This is a genomic window from Pseudomonas sp. P7548, from assembly GCF_013386585.1.
Lineage (GTDB): Bacteria > Pseudomonadota > Gammaproteobacteria > Pseudomonadales > Pseudomonadaceae > Aquipseudomonas.
Map to the genome: position 1 here is coordinate 46,127 of NZ_JACARO010000018.1, position 13,683 is coordinate 59,809.

Genomic DNA, 13,683 nt, shown 5'->3' on the forward strand with positions numbered 1-13,683 from the left:
CGAACATTCCATGATTAGGGGTTGGACCGAGCTTGCCGGGTCTTTGCTGCAATGAACAGCGCCGAAACACAAATGGGGGGCACAAAAAAGCCGCTTACAAGCGGCTTTTTTGACGAAGATCGGCGGATCAGAGGCCGGACATCTTCTTGATCGCGCCTTTGAGGTCATCATCCGAGCAATCGGCGCAGGTGCCTTTGGGCGGCATGGCGTTCAGGCCGGTAATGGCCTTGGCCAACAGGCCGTCGAGGCCACCCTGGTGGTCGGCGCGGTCTTTCCAGGCGGCGGTGTCACCGATTTTCGGGGCGCCCAGCAAACCAGTCCCGTGGCACGCGTTGCAGTGCTTGGCAATCACGTCATCCGGGGTCTTGGCAGCACCGCCGCCACCTGCGGCCACGGCCACTTCCATGCCCTTGCATTCCTGGCCTTGAACGCAGACCTGGCCCACGGGCTCCAGGCGCTTGGCAATTTCATCATTGGTCGCAGCTTGAGCGCTGACAGCCCATAGGGCCAGTACGGTTGCTGGTGCAGCCAGCATTTTCATAATTAGGTTCACGCGTTCACCCTCAATGGTGGCTATTCACGCCTGCGGCCACGGTTTCGCAGGCGGCGAAAGTATAACGGTTAGCCCGCCCGGCCGAAACAACCCTATTAAATAAAGGGAGATTCGGCGTCACGGTTACAGCGACGGGTGTGTCTGCAACGCTGGCAGCACGCCTCTTCTGTCAAAAGTTCGCCGGTGTGGCTGCGCTGATTAGTCGCGCCGGCACATCGAACGGGTTGCGAAAACGATGGGGCTTGGTGCTTTCAAAGTAGTAGCTATCGCCGGCTTCGAGCACAAAAGTTTCAAGACCGACCACCAACTCCAGGCGACCTTCCACCAGAATCCCGGTTTCTTCGCCCTCATGGGTGAGCATTTCTTCGCCGGTGTCGGCGCCTGGCGGGTAGATCTCGTTCAGGAATGCAATTGCCCGGCTGGGGTGCGCCCGGCCTACCAGTTTCATGGTGACGGCACCGTCGGAAATGTCGATCAGCTCATTGGCTTTATAGACGATCTGCGTCGGTATTTCCTGGAGGATCTCCTCGGAAAAGAACTCGACCATGGACATGGGGATGCCACCCAGCACCTTGCGCAAGGAGCTGATCGAGGGGCTGACGCTGTTTTTTTCGATCATCGAAATGGTGCTGTTGGTGACACCCGCACGCTTGGCGAGCTCACGCTGGGAAAGACCCTTGAGTTTACGGATGGATTGCAGTCGTTCGCCGACGTCCAATGCAGGAGCCTCCTAGGATTCAGGCGTTGTTGTAATTGAGCGTTATCATGGCGACAGCGTTCAGTATTTACAACACTTGGGCCTAAATCCCGGGCACCTGCGTTCGTACCCGGCGGTCAAGCGCCGGAATAGAGCCTTGGCACGCGGCGCAGGTTGCAGAAGATCTGGTAGGGGATGGTCTCGGCGGCCACCGCAACATCACTGGCCAGGATGTTTTTGCCCCACAACTCCACCGTAGAACCAAGGCCGGCCTGGGGCACGTCCGTCAGGTCGATGCACAGCATGTCCATCGAAACGCGGCCGAGCAATTGGCTGCGTTGCCCGGCGACCAGTACCGGCGTGCCGGTCGGCGCATGACGCGGGTAGCCATCGGCATAGCCCATGGCTACCACGCCTATGCGCATCGGCTTGGGTGTGATGAATTTGGCGCCATAGCCCACCGGCTCGCCGGCCGGCAGTTCACGCACAGAAATCACTTTGGACTCCAGGGTCATCACCGGCTGCAAACGTGCGGCCACCGCCTGGTCTTCGCCAAACGGCGTGGCGCCGTAGAGCATGATGCCCGGGCGTACCCAGTCGCTGGACACATTCGGCCAGCCCATCACCGACGGCGAGTTGCGCAGGCTGACGTCGGCCGACAAGCCTTGGCGCGCCGCTTCAAACACCGCCACTTGTTCATTGCTGCGCACGCAGTCGAGTTCATCGGCGCGGGCGAAGTGGCTCATCAATACGATCTTGGCGACTTTGCCACTGCCCAGCAGGCGCTGGTACGCCTCATGGTAATCCTTGGGATGCAGGCCAACCCGGTGCATGCCGGAGTCGAGCTTGAGCCAGACGGTCAGCGGCTTGCTCAGCCTGGCCTGCTCGATTGCCTCCAACTGCCACAACGAATGCACCACGCACCACAAATCATGCTCGTTGATCAGCGGCAGCTCGTCAGCCTCAAAAAAGCCTTCGAGCAACAGCACCGGCGCTCGAATGCCGGCTGCGCGCAGCTCCAATGCCTCTTCGATGCACGCCACGGCAAACCCGTCGGCCTCGGCTTCCAACGCCTGTGCCACACGCACGGCGCCATGGCCGTAGGCATCGGCCTTGACCACGGCCAGGGCCTTGGCCCCCGTGACTTCGCGGGCTAATTGGTAGTTGTGACGCAGGGCTTGGAGATCGATCAGGGCACGGGCAGGACGCATGGCGGCAGGCTTCTAGGCGGCAGAGTAAAGAAAAACCGGCACCGACCGACAACGTCGGCACCGGGAGAGGGATCCAGGTTTAAGGCAGCGCCGCCACGACGGACAGCTCTACCAGGATTTCCGGTTCGCACAACTTGGCTTCAACCGTGGCACGGGCCGGAGCGACGCCTTTGGGCAGCCACTTGTCCCACACCGCGTTCATGCCGGCGAAGTCGGCGTCGATGTCTTTGAGGTAGATCGTCACCGACAGCAACTTGCTCTTATCGGTGCCGGCCAGGTCCAGCAAACGCTCGATATTGGCCAGGGTTTCACGGGTCTGCTGTTCAATTCCGGCACTCATGTCGTCGCCGACTTGCCCTGCCAGGTACACGGTGCCGCTGTGGACAACGATCTGGCTCATGCGCTCATTGGTGAGCTGGCGCTGGATTGACATGTTTTGCGGACTCCTGGTGGTTGCCGTAACGGGAAATATCGAGACCTGCGGCACTGATTTGCGGCGTTTTCTTCGCCATCAGGTCGGCCAGCAGGCGGCCGGAGCCACAGGCCATGGTCCAACCGAGGGTGCCGTGGCCGGTATTCAGGAACAGGTTCTTGAACGGTGTGGCACCCACAATCGGCGTGCCGTCGGGCGTGGTCGGGCGCAGGCCGGTCCAGAAACTGGCCTCGGTCAAATCGCCGCCCTGAGGATAAAGGTCGTTGACGATCATCTCCAGGGTTTCACGTCGACGCGGGTTCAGCGACAGGTCAAAACCGGCTATTTCAGCCATGCCGCCGACACGGATGCGGTTGTCGAAACGGGTGATCGCGACCTTGTAGGTCTCATCGAGAATGGTCGAGGTCGGCGCCATCGCGGGGTTGGTGATCGGCACGGTCAGCGAGTAACCCTTGAGCGGGTACACCGGCGCCTTGATCCCCAGCGGCTTGAGCAGCTTCGGCGAGTAGCTGCCAAGGGCCAGCACGTAGCGGTCGGCGGTTTCCAGCTTGCCGTCGATCCAAACGCCGTTGATGCGGTCACCGGCGTAGTCGAGGCGCTGGATGTCTTGCTCGAAACGGAACTCCACGCCCAACTGCTTGCACATGTCGGCCAGGCGGGTAGTGAACATCTGGCAGTCGCCAGTCTGGTCGTTCGGCAGGCGCAGGGCGCCGGCGAGGATGTCGGTGACACTGGCCAGGGCCGGTTCGACGCGAGCGATGCCGGCGCGGTCGAGCAACTCAAACGGCACGCCGGACTCTTTCAGCACGGCGATGTCTTTGGCGGCACCGTCCAACTGGGCTTGGGTGCGGAACAACTGGGTAGTCCCCAGGCTGCGGCCTTCATAGGCAATGCCGGTCTCGGCGCGCAGTTCGTCGAGGCAGTCACGGCTGTACTCGGACAGGCGCACCATGCGCTCTTTGTTCACCGCATAACGGCTGGCGGTGCAGTTGCGCAGCATCTGCGCCATCCACAGGTATTGATCGATATCGGCGGTGGCCTTGATGGCCAGCGGCGCGTGGCGTTGCAGCAGCCACTTGATGGCCTTGAGCGGTACACCCGGCGCGGCCCATGGCGACGCGTAGCCCGGGGATACCTGGCCGGCGTTGGCGAAACTGGTTTCCATGGCAGCGGCAGGCTGACGGTCGACGACCACGACTTCAAAGCCGGCCCGAGCCAAATAGTAGGCACTGGTCACACCAATGACGCCGCTACCCAAGACCAGAACGCGCATTTTTATATCCTCATCGCGGGCATGGCCGCTGACGTGTGTTGTTCGAGCAATGATGTGCGCAGTGTAAAAAACTATTGCCAGTGCATTTCACTATATAAGTGCCTATATTTGGCGACAATTCTTGGCAAAAACCCTTTTCACAGAGGCGTATCCCCTATGCGTACCAACACCCAGACCAAGCGGGAGCTGGACAAGATCGACCGCAACATCCTGCGCATCCTGCAGACCGATGGGCGAATCTCGTTCACGGAACTGGGAGAAAAGGTCGGGCTGTCCACCACGCCGTGTACCGAACGGGTCCGTCGGCTGGAACGCGAAGGGATCATCATGGGCTACAACGCACGGCTCAACCCGCAGCATTTGAAGGGCAGTTTGCTGGTATTTGTCGAGATCAGCCTCGATTACAAGTCTGGCGACACCTTTGAAGAATTCCGCCGCGCCGTGCTGAAACTGCCCCACGTGCTGGAGTGCCACCTGGTATCAGGCGACTTCGACTACTTGGTGAAAGCGCGGATTTCCGAGATGGCGTCCTACCGCAAATTGCTGGGTGACATCCTGCTCAAGTTGCCCCATGTGCGGGAGTCCAAGAGCTACATCGTGATGGAAGAGGTGAAGGAGAGCCTGAACCTGCCGATTCCTGATTAACCAACTGACACAACTGGGTCAAATGTGGAGCTGGCTTGCCTGCGATAGCGGTGGTGACTGACCCACCGCCATCGCAGGCAAGCCAGCTCCCACATTAACCGAGTTAAACCAGCACTTGCCGAGTGCTGGCCATGTACTCGTGGATCTGTTTCTCCACCCGCGGGTGAATCAGCTCCACGGGCCGCCGCCCATTGGGGCAAGGCAACGTCTTGGTGGTGCCGAACAACCTGCAGATCAGCGGGCGCTCGTCATACACCGTGCAGCCGTTTGACCCCAGGTGCACGCAGTTCAGCGCGTCCATGGCCGCATCCTGCTCGGCAGCGGTCTTGCGTGGCAGGCGCGACATTTCCTCGGGCGAGGTGGTCACCGGCCCACAGCAGTCGTGGCAACCCGGGACGCACTCGAACGATGGGATCTGACGGCGCAGCGCGCTGATTTTCTGACTGTTGCAACTCATCGAAACACGTACCGAACGGCGAATAGGCGTGGATTCTGCCGCAAAAGCCTGCGGTGAGACAGCTTCGCCCGACCGCTGTATCCTGCGTCAAATTTTCCAAACAGGGATGCTCCCCATGACCGCCAGCGCCCGGCACACCGCTTCCTACTACGCCGCCAGCAGCGTGCCGCAACCCGATTACCCGGCGCTGGCCGGTGAAGTGACGGCGGATGTGTGCGTGATCGGCGGCGGTTTTTCGGGGCTCAACACCGCGCTGGAATTGGCTGAGCGTGGCTTGCGCGTGGTGCTGTTGGAAGCGCGCAAGATCGGCTGGGGCGCCAGTGGGCGCAACGGCGGCCAGTTGATCCGAGGCGTCGGCCATGGCCTGGACCAGTTCACCCACGTGATCGGCACCGACGGCGTGCGCCAGATGAAGCTGATGGGCCTGGAAGCGGTGGAGATCGTGCGCGAGCGTATCGAGCGTTATCAGATTCCTTGCGACCTGACCTGGGGCTATTGCGACCTCGCCAACAAACCCCGCGACCTGCTGGGCCTTGCCGAGGACGCAGACGAGCTGCGCAGCCTGGGCTATCGCCATGAAGTACGCCTGCTGCAAGCCGACGAGATGAGCAGCGTAATCGGCTCCGACCGCTATGTGGGCGGCATGATCGACATGGGTTCCGGCCACCTGCACCCGTTGAACCTGGCCCTCGGCGAAGCAGCTGCCGCGCAGCAATTGGGCGTGAAACTGTACGAACAATCCGAAGTGACCCGCATCGACTACGGCCCCGAGGTTAACGTGCACACCGCCTCGGGCAACGTGCGCGCCAAGACCCTGGTGCTGGCCTGCAACGCCTACCTGAATGACCTCAACCCACAGCTGGGTGGCAAGGTGCTGCCAGCCGGCAGCTACATCATCGCCACTGAGCCGCTGAGCGAAGCGCAGGCCCATAATCTGTTGCCACAAAACATGGCAGTGTGCGACCAGCGGGTGACGGTGGACTACTTCCGGTTGTCCGCCGACCGACGCTTGCTGTTCGGTGGTGCCTGTCACTATTCCGGCCGCGATCCCCAGGACATCGGCGCCTACATGCGTCCGAAAATGCTCAAGGTGTTCCCGCAACTGGCCGACGTGAAAATCGACTACCAATGGGGCGGCATGATCGGCATCGGTGCCAACCGTCTGCCGCAGATTGGTCGGTTGGCCGACCAGCCCAATGTGTATTACGCCCAGGCTTACGCGGGCCATGGCCTCAACGCCACCCACCTGGCGGGCAAGCTGCTGGCCGAAGCCATCAGTGGCCAGCAGCAGGGCCGTTTCGATCTGTTCGCCCAGGTGCCGCACATCACCTTCCCGGGCGGCAAGCACCTGCGCTCACCGCTGCTGGCGCTGGGCATGCTCTGGCACCGCCTCAAGGAACTGGTCTGATCAATCGCGCCAGAACGGCTTCAGGCCTTCCTGGCGTGCCTGTTCCACGGTCAGCCCGACATCGCGCAACTGCTCGCGAGTCAGGTGCAGCAATGCCTTGCGGGTGTGGCGGCGGTGCCAGAACAAGTCCCAGCGACTGATATTGCGCGGCGCCCTCGCCCGCTCTTCTCCGGCCTCCAGTTCCTGGCTGTATAACGCCAACCGCACATCGCTCATGCCGCTCATTTTGCTGCCCCTCATTTGCTTGTTGCCATGAGTGACTAGAATGGGCGGTGAGCCAAAAGCGATACAGATTCAACCCGTGTTTATTAAATCCATACAGATACTGCCTATCGACGCCTGAATCCTGTATTTTCCCCCTATCTGTACTGGTCTCTTGGGAGCGACCGCCATGACCCTTTACGTCAACCTCGCCGAACTGCTGGGTACCCGCATCGAGCAGGGCTTCTACCGCCCGGGCGACCGCTTGCCCTCAGTACGGGCCTTGAGCGTGGAGCATGGAGTCAGCCTGAGCACCGTGCAGCAGGCCTACCGCCTGCTCGAGGACAACGGCCTGGCGATGCCCAAGCCCAAGTCCGGGTACTTTGTGCCCGTCGGTCGCGAGCTGCCGGCACTGCCGGAAGTGGGTCGCCCGGCACAGCGCCCGGTGGAAATTTCCCAGTGGGACCAGGTACTCGAACTGATTCGTGCCGTGCCACGCAAAGACGTCATACAGATGGGTCGTGGCATGCCAGACGTATTGTCGCCCACCATGAAACCCCTATTGCGCAGCCTCGCACGGGTGAGCCGGCGCCAGGATCTGCCGGGCCTGTATTACGACAATATCCTCGGCTGTATGGAACTGCGCGAGCAGATTGCACGGCTGTCATTGGATTCGGGCTGCCAACTGACCGCCGAAGATATTGTGATCACCACCGGTTGCCACGAAGCGCTGTCCGCCAGCATCCACGCCATCTGCGAGCCCGGCGATATCGTTGCGGTGGATTCGCCGAGTTTTCACGGTGCCATGCAGACCCTCAAGGGCCTGGGCATGAAGGCCCTGGAAATCCCTACAGACCCGGTCACCGGGATCAGCCTCGAAGCCCTTGAACTGGCCCTGGAGCAGTGGCCGATCAAGGTCATCCAACTGACGCCCAACTGCAACAACCCCCTGGGCTACATCATGCCGGAGGCCCGCAAAAAAGCATTGCTGACCCTGGCGCAGCGCTTTGACGTGGCGATTATCGAAGACGATGTGTATGGCGAGCTGGCCTACAGCTACCCCCGCCCGCGCACCATCAAGTCGTTCGACGAAGACGGCCGCGTGCTGCTGTGCAGCTCGTTCTCGAAAACCCTGGCGCCCGGGCTGCGCATTGGCTGGGTGGCGCCGGGGCGCTACCTGGAACGGGTGCTGCACATGAAATACATCAGCACCGGCTCCACGGCGACCCAGCCGCAGATCGCCATCGCCGAATTTCTCAAAGGCGGGCACTTCGAGCCGCATTTGCGGCGGATGCGCACCCAGTACCAGCGCAATCGCGACTTGATGATCGACTGGGTCAGCCGCTACTTCCCAGCCGGCACCCGGGCCAGCCGCCCCCAGGGCAGCTTTATGCTCTGGATCGAGCTGCCCGAAGGCTTCGACACGCTCAAGCTCAACCGTGGCCTGGTGGAACAGGGCGTACAGGTGGCGGTGGGCAGTATCTTTTCTGCCTCGGGCAAATACCGGAACTGCCTGCGCATGAACTACGCTGCCAAGCCAACCCCGCAGATTGAAGACGCGGTGCGCAAGGTCGGTGCCGCCGCAATCAAGTTGCTGGCCGAGGCGGCCGACTGACCTTTCGCGGGAAATGGCCGTCATATGCCCACAACCGCCCTGAACTGGAAGCAGCGCCCTTGATGATTCGACGGCTTTTACCGTTTTTAATGCTGGGCGCCCTGGCCCTGGGTGGGTGTGCGACGGTGGATGTACCGCGTGTCCCCAGCGACGCGCTGCCCGCCGAGCAATCCTCATTCGGCCGCTCGATCCAGGCCCAGGCGGCGCCCCATCAAGGGCGCTCGGGCTTTCGCCTGCTGCCCAACAGCAGCGAAGCCTTCATGGCCCGCGCCGAACTGATCCGCAACGCCCAGGTCAGCCTCGACCTGCAGTACTACATCGTGCACGACGGCATCAGCACCCGCATGCTGGTGGACGAGCTGCTCAAGGCCGCCGACCGGGGCGTGCGCATCCGCATCCTGCTGGACGACACCACGAGCGACGGCCTTGACCAGATCATCGCCACCCTCGCCGCCCACCCCAAGATTGAGATTCGCCTGTTCAACCCCCTGCACCTGGGGCGTAGCACGGGCGTAACGCGAGCCATGGGCCGACTGTTCAACCTGTCGCTGCAACACCGTCGTATGCACAACAAGCTGTGGCTGGCCGACAACAGCGTGGCCATTGTGGGCGGGCGCAACCTGGGGGATGAGTATTTCGACGCCGAGCCCAACCTGAACTTCACCGACATCGACATGCTCAGCGTGGGCCCGGTGGCCGAGCAACTGGGCCACAGCTTCGACCAGTACTGGAACAGCGCGCTGAGCAAACCCATCGATGAGTTTGTTTCCAACGCCCCGTCCAAAGGCGACCTGGCCGCAGCCCGCGTGCGCCTGGAAGCCTCGCTGGCCGAATCGCGCCAGCAGAACCATGCGCTGTACAACCGCTTGCGCACCTACCAGACCCAACCGCGCATGGATATTTGGCGCCGCGAACTGATCTGGGCCTGGAACCAGGCGTTGTGGGATGCGCCGAGCAAGGTACTGGCCACGGCCGAGCCGGACCCGCGGCTGCTGCTGACCACCCAATTGGCGCCGGAGTTGGAAGGCGTCAATCACGAGCTGATGATGATCTCGGCGTACTTCGTGCCGGGGCCGCCCGGCCTGGTCTACCTGACCGGCCGCGCGGATGCGGGCGTCTCCGTAAGCCTGCTGACCAACGCTTTGGAAGCTACGGACGTGCCTGCCGTGCACGGTGGCTACGCACCCTACCGCAAGGCGTTGCTCGAGCACGGCGTGAAACTCTATGAGTTGCGTCGCCAACCGGGCGATGCCGGAGGCGGCAGCGGCCCGCACCTGTTTCGTCGCGGTACGTTCCGAGGCTCGGACTCGAGCCTGCACAGCAAGGCGATGATCTTTGATCGCGAGAAGTCGTTTATCGGTTCATTCAATTTCGACCCGCGTTCGGTACTGTGGAACACCGAAGTCGGCGTGCTGGTGGACAGTCCCGAGCTGGCCGAGCACGTGCGCGGCCTGGCGCTGCAAGGCATGGCGCCGGCGTTGAGCTATGAGGCGAAATTGCAGGATGGCCAGGTGGTATGGGTGACTGAAGACAACGGCCAGTTGCACACCCTGACCCGCGAGCCGGGCAGTTGGTGGCGTCGCTTCAATGCATGGTTCGCCACCTCAGTCGGCCTTGAACGTATGCTGTAAGAACAATGGAGATTGAATGTGGGAGCTGGCTTGCCTGCGATGCAGGCACCTCGTTTTTTCAGTTACACCGAGGAGATGCCATCGCAGGCAAGCCAGCTCCTACAAATTGATCGCATTTCAAGGTCAGGCCGGTTGCGCGGCGCCGAATGCACCTTGGCGCAACAGCAACACCACCAGGCCCAACGCCCCGGCAGCCATCAACAGTGGCAACGCATGCCCGCTGATCCACTGGCTGCCCGCGCCGGCCACCAACGGCCCGATCAGGCAACCGATCCCCCACAACTGCGCAATGTGGGCATTGGCGCGCACCAGCGCGTCATCGCGATAACGCTCGCCGATCAAGATCAACGACAGGGTGAACAACCCGCCCGCACTGGCACCGAACAACACCCACACCGGCCAGATCAGCAGCGTGTGCAACACCACGGGAATCGCCAGGCTCGACGCCAGCAACAGCACCGCACAACTCAGAAAAAGCGTGCGCCGAGGCAGGTAGTCGGCCAGCGCGCCGATAGGCAACTGCAACAGCGCGTCGCCGACCACCACCGTGCTGACCATGGCCAAGGCGATCTCGGCCGTGAACCCCTGTTGCAGGCAATACACCGGCAGTAGCGTCAGAATCATCGCTTCGAACGCGGCGAACAAGGCCACCGCCCAGGCAATTGCCGGTAGGCTCAGGCAGAAGCGCCACAGGTCGCCCAGGGTCACGCTGAAGGATTCGGCAGTCGGAGCACCGCTGCGGCCCAGCAACAGCAAGGGCGCCACCACCAGTAACCCCACGCCCACCCAGAAACCATAATCGTGGTCGGTACCCAGCGCTCCCAGCAGCAGGGGCCCCGACAGTTGGCTCAAGGCATAACTGCAGCCATACAGCGCCACCAGCCGGCCCCGCCACTGCTCCACCACCAACTGGTTGATCCAGCTTTCACCGAGGATAAACACGATGGTCAGGATCACCCCGATCATCAGCCGCAGCACCAGCCACACCGGGTAGCTAGGCAGGATGGCCAGCAGGCCGATGGACACCGCGCCCGCCCACAAGCACAGGCGCATCAGGTTGGCGGTGCCCAGCCACGATGCCATCCGGCTGGAGACCTTGGCCCCCAGCAGGACGCCAAAGGCTGGCATCGCCGCCATCACCCCAATGGCAAAGCTGCCATAACCCCAGCTTTCAAGGCGCAGGGACACCAGCGGCATGCTCACACCCAGGGCCAGGCCGACGCTGAGGACTGAGGCCAAGACGGCGAAATAAGTCGCCCAACGCATTTCCACGCTCCTGTGGATAATTCTTAAGATCACACAAAACAGCGTGGGAGCGGGCTTGCTCGCGAATGCGGTCCGTCAGCCAGTCAATCTGGTACTGATACACCGCCTTCGCGAGCAAGCCCGCTCCCACATTTTTAACCGCAATAAGCCCTGAAAATCAGAGCTTGATCCAGGTCGCCTTCAGCTCGGTGTACTTGTCGAACGCGTGCAGCGACTTGTCGCGGCCGTTGCCCGACTGCTTGAAGCCACCAAACGGGGCGGTCATGTCGCCGCCGTCGTACTGGTTGACCCACACGCTACCGGCACGCAGTGCCTTGGCGGTCAGGTGCGCCTTGGAGATGTCGGCGGTCCACACCGCTGCGGCCAGGCCGTAGACGGTGTCGTTGGCGATCTTCACCGCTTCCTCGGCGCTGTCGAAGGTGATCACCGACAGGACTGGGCCAAAGATCTCTTCCTGGGCGATCTTCATGGCGTTGGTCACACCGTCGAAAATCGTCGGCTCGACGTAGGTGCCACCGGTTTCTTCCAGGGTACGCTTGCCACCCGCGACCAGCTTGGCGCCATCGGCGTGGCCAGCCTCGATATACGACAACACGGTATTCATCTGCTGGGTGTCCACCAGGGCGCCGACGTTGGTCGCCGGGTCCAGTGGGTTGCCTGGCTTCCAACCCTTGAGGGCCTCAATCACCAGCGGCAGGAATTTGTCCTTGATGGAGCGCTCGACGAGCAGACGCGAACCGGCGGTGCAGACTTCGCCCTGGTTGAAGGCGATGGCGCCGGCCGCCGATTCGGCAGCGGCCTTGAGGTCCGGGGCATCGGCAAACACGATGTTCGGGCTCTTGCCACCGGCTTCCAGCCAGACGCGCTTCATGTTCGACTCGCCGGAGCGGATCAACAGCTGCTTGGCGATTTTAGTGGAACCGGTGAACACCAGGGTGTCGACATCCATGTGCACCGCCAGCGCGTTACCCACGGTGTGGCCGTAGCCTGGCAATACGTTCAGCACGCCTTTTGGAATGCCGGCTTCAACCGCCAGGGCCGCGATGCGGATGGCGGTCAGCGGGGATTTTTCGGACGGCTTGAGGATCACCGAGTTACCGGTGGACAGCGCCGGGCCGAGCTTCCAGCAGGCCATCATCAACGGGAAGTTCCACGGCACGATGGCGCCCACGACACCGACCGGCTCGCGGGTCACCAGACCCAGCTGGTTGTGCGGGGTGGCGGCGACTTCGTCGTAGATCTTGTCGATGGCTTCACCGCTCCAGCTCAGGGCATTGGCGGCGCCAGGGACGTCGATTTCCAGGGAGTCGGTGATCGGCTTGCCCATGTCCAGGGTTTCAAGCAGCGCCAGCTCTTCGGCATTGGCGTTGAGCAAATCGGCGAAACGCAGCATGGCGGCCTTGCGCTTGGCCGGCGCCAGGCGCGACCACACACCGGAATTGAAGGTAGCGCGAGCGTTTTCCACGGCGCGCTGGGCGTCGGCGGCGTCACAGCTGGCAACAGTGGCCAGCAGGCGGCCATCGACCGGGCTGATGCATTCGAACGTGTCACCGGAAGCAGCGGCGGTGTATTCGCCGTTGATGTAGGCGCGGCCTTCGATCTTCAGATCCTTGGCGCGTTGTTCCCAGTCGGCACGGGTCAGGGTGGTCATGCGAGTGTCCTCCTCTTATTGAATACAAGGGCCAGGCGATGTCCCCCGGCAGCCTCACAGAATTCTTGCCCGGCCAGCCAGCTGTTCGGCTCAAGGCAGCTGCCACCCTAAACCAGCGGCTGGGGATGTTTCAATATATTTGACATAACGCCGGCAAACGCCCTTGCGATGTTCATTTTAATAAACATAGACTTTGGGCTCTCCAACCGCAGGCCAGACGGGACACGCACATGAGCATCCAGGACATCGTCGACTTCAGCCAAGCCAACACCGCCCCCGATCGCTACCGCCCCGCTGCGGAAAAAATCCTCAAGGGCGACCCGGAGCAAACGATCTACAACCACTACAACAGCCCGTGCGGCCAGATGAGCGCCGGGGTGTGGGAAGGCGAGGTCGGGCAATGGAAGGTCAACTACACCGAACACGAGTACTGCGAGATTGTGCAGGGTGTTTCGGTATTGCGAGATGCCGAGGGCAATGCCAAGACCCTGCGCGCCGGCGACCGCTTCGTGATTCCCGCTGGTTTCAGCGGTACCTGGGAAGTGCTGGAGCCGTGCCGCAAGATCTACGTGGTGTTCGAGCAGAAGGCCTGATCAGAAAATCGCAGGCAAAAAAAAGCCCGACTCGTGAGAGACGGGCTTT

At 61.9% G+C, this 13,683-nt stretch carries 14 protein-coding genes; 5 read left to right on the plus strand and 9 right to left on the minus strand.

What is annotated here, in order from left to right; genetic code table 11:
• Positions 1-127 precede the first annotated feature (127 nt).
• The 5 genes from HX803_RS10380 to dadA all read right to left on the minus strand — a co-directional run bounded on the left by HX803_RS10380 (position 128) and on the right by dadA (position 4,167).
• Positions 128-541: a cytochrome c5 family protein gene (locus tag HX803_RS10380; protein ID WP_176994669.1), complete on the minus strand. Its 414-nt coding sequence runs from the start codon at positions 539-541 to the stop codon at positions 128-130.
• A gap of 181 nt (positions 542-722) precedes the next feature.
• Positions 723-1,271 carry a cupin domain-containing protein gene (locus HX803_RS10385; RefSeq protein ID WP_003176893.1) on the minus strand — a complete coding sequence of 183 codons (549 nt, stop codon included), beginning with the start codon at positions 1,269-1,271 and terminating at the stop codon, positions 723-725.
• Positions 1,272-1,387: 116 nt separating this feature from the next.
• Positions 1,388-2,461 (minus strand): alanine racemase, encoded by a 1,074-nt coding sequence (gene alr / locus HX803_RS10390; protein WP_178920314.1) that lies wholly within the window; start codon positions 2,459-2,461, stop codon positions 1,388-1,390.
• Positions 2,462-2,540: 79 nt separating this feature from the next.
• Positions 2,541-2,894 (minus strand): RidA family protein, encoded by a 354-nt coding sequence (locus HX803_RS10395; protein ID WP_145158111.1) that lies wholly within the window; start codon positions 2,892-2,894, stop codon positions 2,541-2,543.
• Positions 2,866-4,167: a D-amino acid dehydrogenase gene (gene dadA / locus HX803_RS10400; RefSeq protein WP_178920316.1), complete on the minus strand. Its 1,302-nt coding sequence runs from the start codon at positions 4,165-4,167 to the stop codon at positions 2,866-2,868. The genes HX803_RS10395 and dadA overlap by 29 nt, the downstream gene beginning before the upstream one ends.
• Before the next feature lie 156 nt (positions 4,168-4,323).
• On the opposite strand from dadA, the gene HX803_RS10405 reads away from it, so the two are divergent.
• Entirely contained in the window at positions 4,324-4,812 is a 489-nt protein-coding gene (locus tag HX803_RS10405) for an Lrp/AsnC ligand binding domain-containing protein (protein ID WP_003176896.1), read from the plus strand.
• Between the two features lie 103 nt (positions 4,813-4,915).
• Here the strand turns inward: HX803_RS10405 and HX803_RS10410 are convergent, their stop codons facing one another.
• Positions 4,916-5,269 carry a YkgJ family cysteine cluster protein gene (locus HX803_RS10410; RefSeq protein WP_178920318.1) on the minus strand — a complete coding sequence of 118 codons (354 nt, stop codon included), beginning with the start codon at positions 5,267-5,269 and terminating at the stop codon, positions 4,916-4,918.
• Between the two features lie 115 nt (positions 5,270-5,384).
• On the opposite strand from HX803_RS10410, the gene HX803_RS10415 reads away from it, so the two are divergent.
• Positions 5,385-6,677: an FAD-binding oxidoreductase gene (locus HX803_RS10415; RefSeq protein WP_178920320.1), complete on the plus strand. Its 1,293-nt coding sequence runs from the start codon at positions 5,385-5,387 to the stop codon at positions 6,675-6,677.
• On the opposite strand, the gene HX803_RS10420 is transcribed toward HX803_RS10415, so the two are convergent.
• On the minus strand, positions 6,678-6,902 hold the full coding sequence (locus HX803_RS10420; RefSeq protein ID WP_178920322.1) for a DUF1127 domain-containing protein: 225 nt from the start codon (positions 6,900-6,902) through the stop codon (positions 6,678-6,680). It abuts the gene before it with no gap.
• Between the two features lie 166 nt (positions 6,903-7,068).
• Here HX803_RS10420 and HX803_RS10425 point away from each other — a divergent pair, with 166 nt between their 5' ends.
• Together HX803_RS10425 and HX803_RS10430 are read left to right on the plus strand one after the other, a co-directional pair.
• Positions 7,069-8,493 (plus strand): PLP-dependent aminotransferase family protein, encoded by a 1,425-nt coding sequence (locus HX803_RS10425; RefSeq protein ID WP_178920324.1) that lies wholly within the window; start codon positions 7,069-7,071, stop codon positions 8,491-8,493.
• 62 nt (positions 8,494-8,555) lie between these two features.
• On the plus strand, positions 8,556-10,124 hold the full coding sequence (locus tag HX803_RS10430; protein ID WP_178920326.1) for a phospholipase D family protein: 1,569 nt from the start codon (positions 8,556-8,558) through the stop codon (positions 10,122-10,124).
• Between the two features lie 123 nt (positions 10,125-10,247).
• Here HX803_RS10430 and HX803_RS10435 read toward each other — a convergent pair whose 3' ends face one another.
• Positions 10,248-11,390, minus strand: a complete 1,143-nt coding sequence (locus HX803_RS10435; RefSeq protein ID WP_178920329.1) for an MFS transporter — start codon at positions 11,388-11,390, stop codon at positions 10,248-10,250.
• A 157-nt stretch (positions 11,391-11,547) separates the two neighbouring features.
• Positions 11,548-13,041, minus strand: a complete 1,494-nt coding sequence (locus tag HX803_RS10440; RefSeq protein ID WP_178920331.1) for an aldehyde dehydrogenase — start codon at positions 13,039-13,041, stop codon at positions 11,548-11,550.
• Positions 13,042-13,271: 230 nt separating this feature from the next.
• On the opposite strand from HX803_RS10440, the gene HX803_RS10445 reads away from it, so the two are divergent.
• Positions 13,272-13,634: a cupin domain-containing protein gene (locus HX803_RS10445; protein WP_065902480.1), complete on the plus strand. Its 363-nt coding sequence runs from the start codon at positions 13,272-13,274 to the stop codon at positions 13,632-13,634.
• Positions 13,635-13,683 lie beyond the last annotated feature (49 nt).

Excerpts from the sequence above, each read along its gene's own strand:
- HX803_RS10380 (WP_176994669.1), bottom strand. The coding sequence starts at position 541 with ATGAAAATGCTGGCTGCACCAGCAACCGTACTGGCCCTATGGGCTGTC.
- alr (WP_178920314.1), bottom strand. The coding sequence starts at position 2,461 with ATGCGTCCTGCCCGTGCCCTGATCGATCTCCAAGCCCTGCGTCACAAC.
- HX803_RS10395 (WP_145158111.1), bottom strand. The coding sequence starts at position 2,894 with ATGTCAATCCAGCGCCAGCTCACCAATGAGCGCATGAGCCAGATCGTT.
- dadA (WP_178920316.1), bottom strand. The coding sequence starts at position 4,167 with ATGCGCGTTCTGGTCTTGGGTAGCGGCGTCATTGGTGTGACCAGTGCC.
- HX803_RS10405 (WP_003176896.1), top strand. The coding sequence starts at position 4,324 with ATGCGTACCAACACCCAGACCAAGCGGGAGCTGGACAAGATCGACCGC.
- HX803_RS10410 (WP_178920318.1), bottom strand. The coding sequence starts at position 5,269 with ATGAGTTGCAACAGTCAGAAAATCAGCGCGCTGCGCCGTCAGATCCCA.
- HX803_RS10415 (WP_178920320.1), top strand. The coding sequence starts at position 5,385 with ATGACCGCCAGCGCCCGGCACACCGCTTCCTACTACGCCGCCAGCAGC.
- HX803_RS10420 (WP_178920322.1), bottom strand. The coding sequence starts at position 6,902 with ATGAGCGGCATGAGCGATGTGCGGTTGGCGTTATACAGCCAGGAACTG.
- HX803_RS10425 (WP_178920324.1), top strand. The coding sequence starts at position 7,069 with ATGACCCTTTACGTCAACCTCGCCGAACTGCTGGGTACCCGCATCGAG.
- HX803_RS10430 (WP_178920326.1), top strand. The coding sequence starts at position 8,556 with ATGATTCGACGGCTTTTACCGTTTTTAATGCTGGGCGCCCTGGCCCTG.
- HX803_RS10435 (WP_178920329.1), bottom strand. The coding sequence starts at position 11,390 with ATGCGTTGGGCGACTTATTTCGCCGTCTTGGCCTCAGTCCTCAGCGTC.
- HX803_RS10440 (WP_178920331.1), bottom strand. The coding sequence starts at position 13,041 with ATGACCACCCTGACCCGTGCCGACTGGGAACAACGCGCCAAGGATCTG.
- HX803_RS10445 (WP_065902480.1), top strand. The coding sequence starts at position 13,272 with ATGAGCATCCAGGACATCGTCGACTTCAGCCAAGCCAACACCGCCCCC.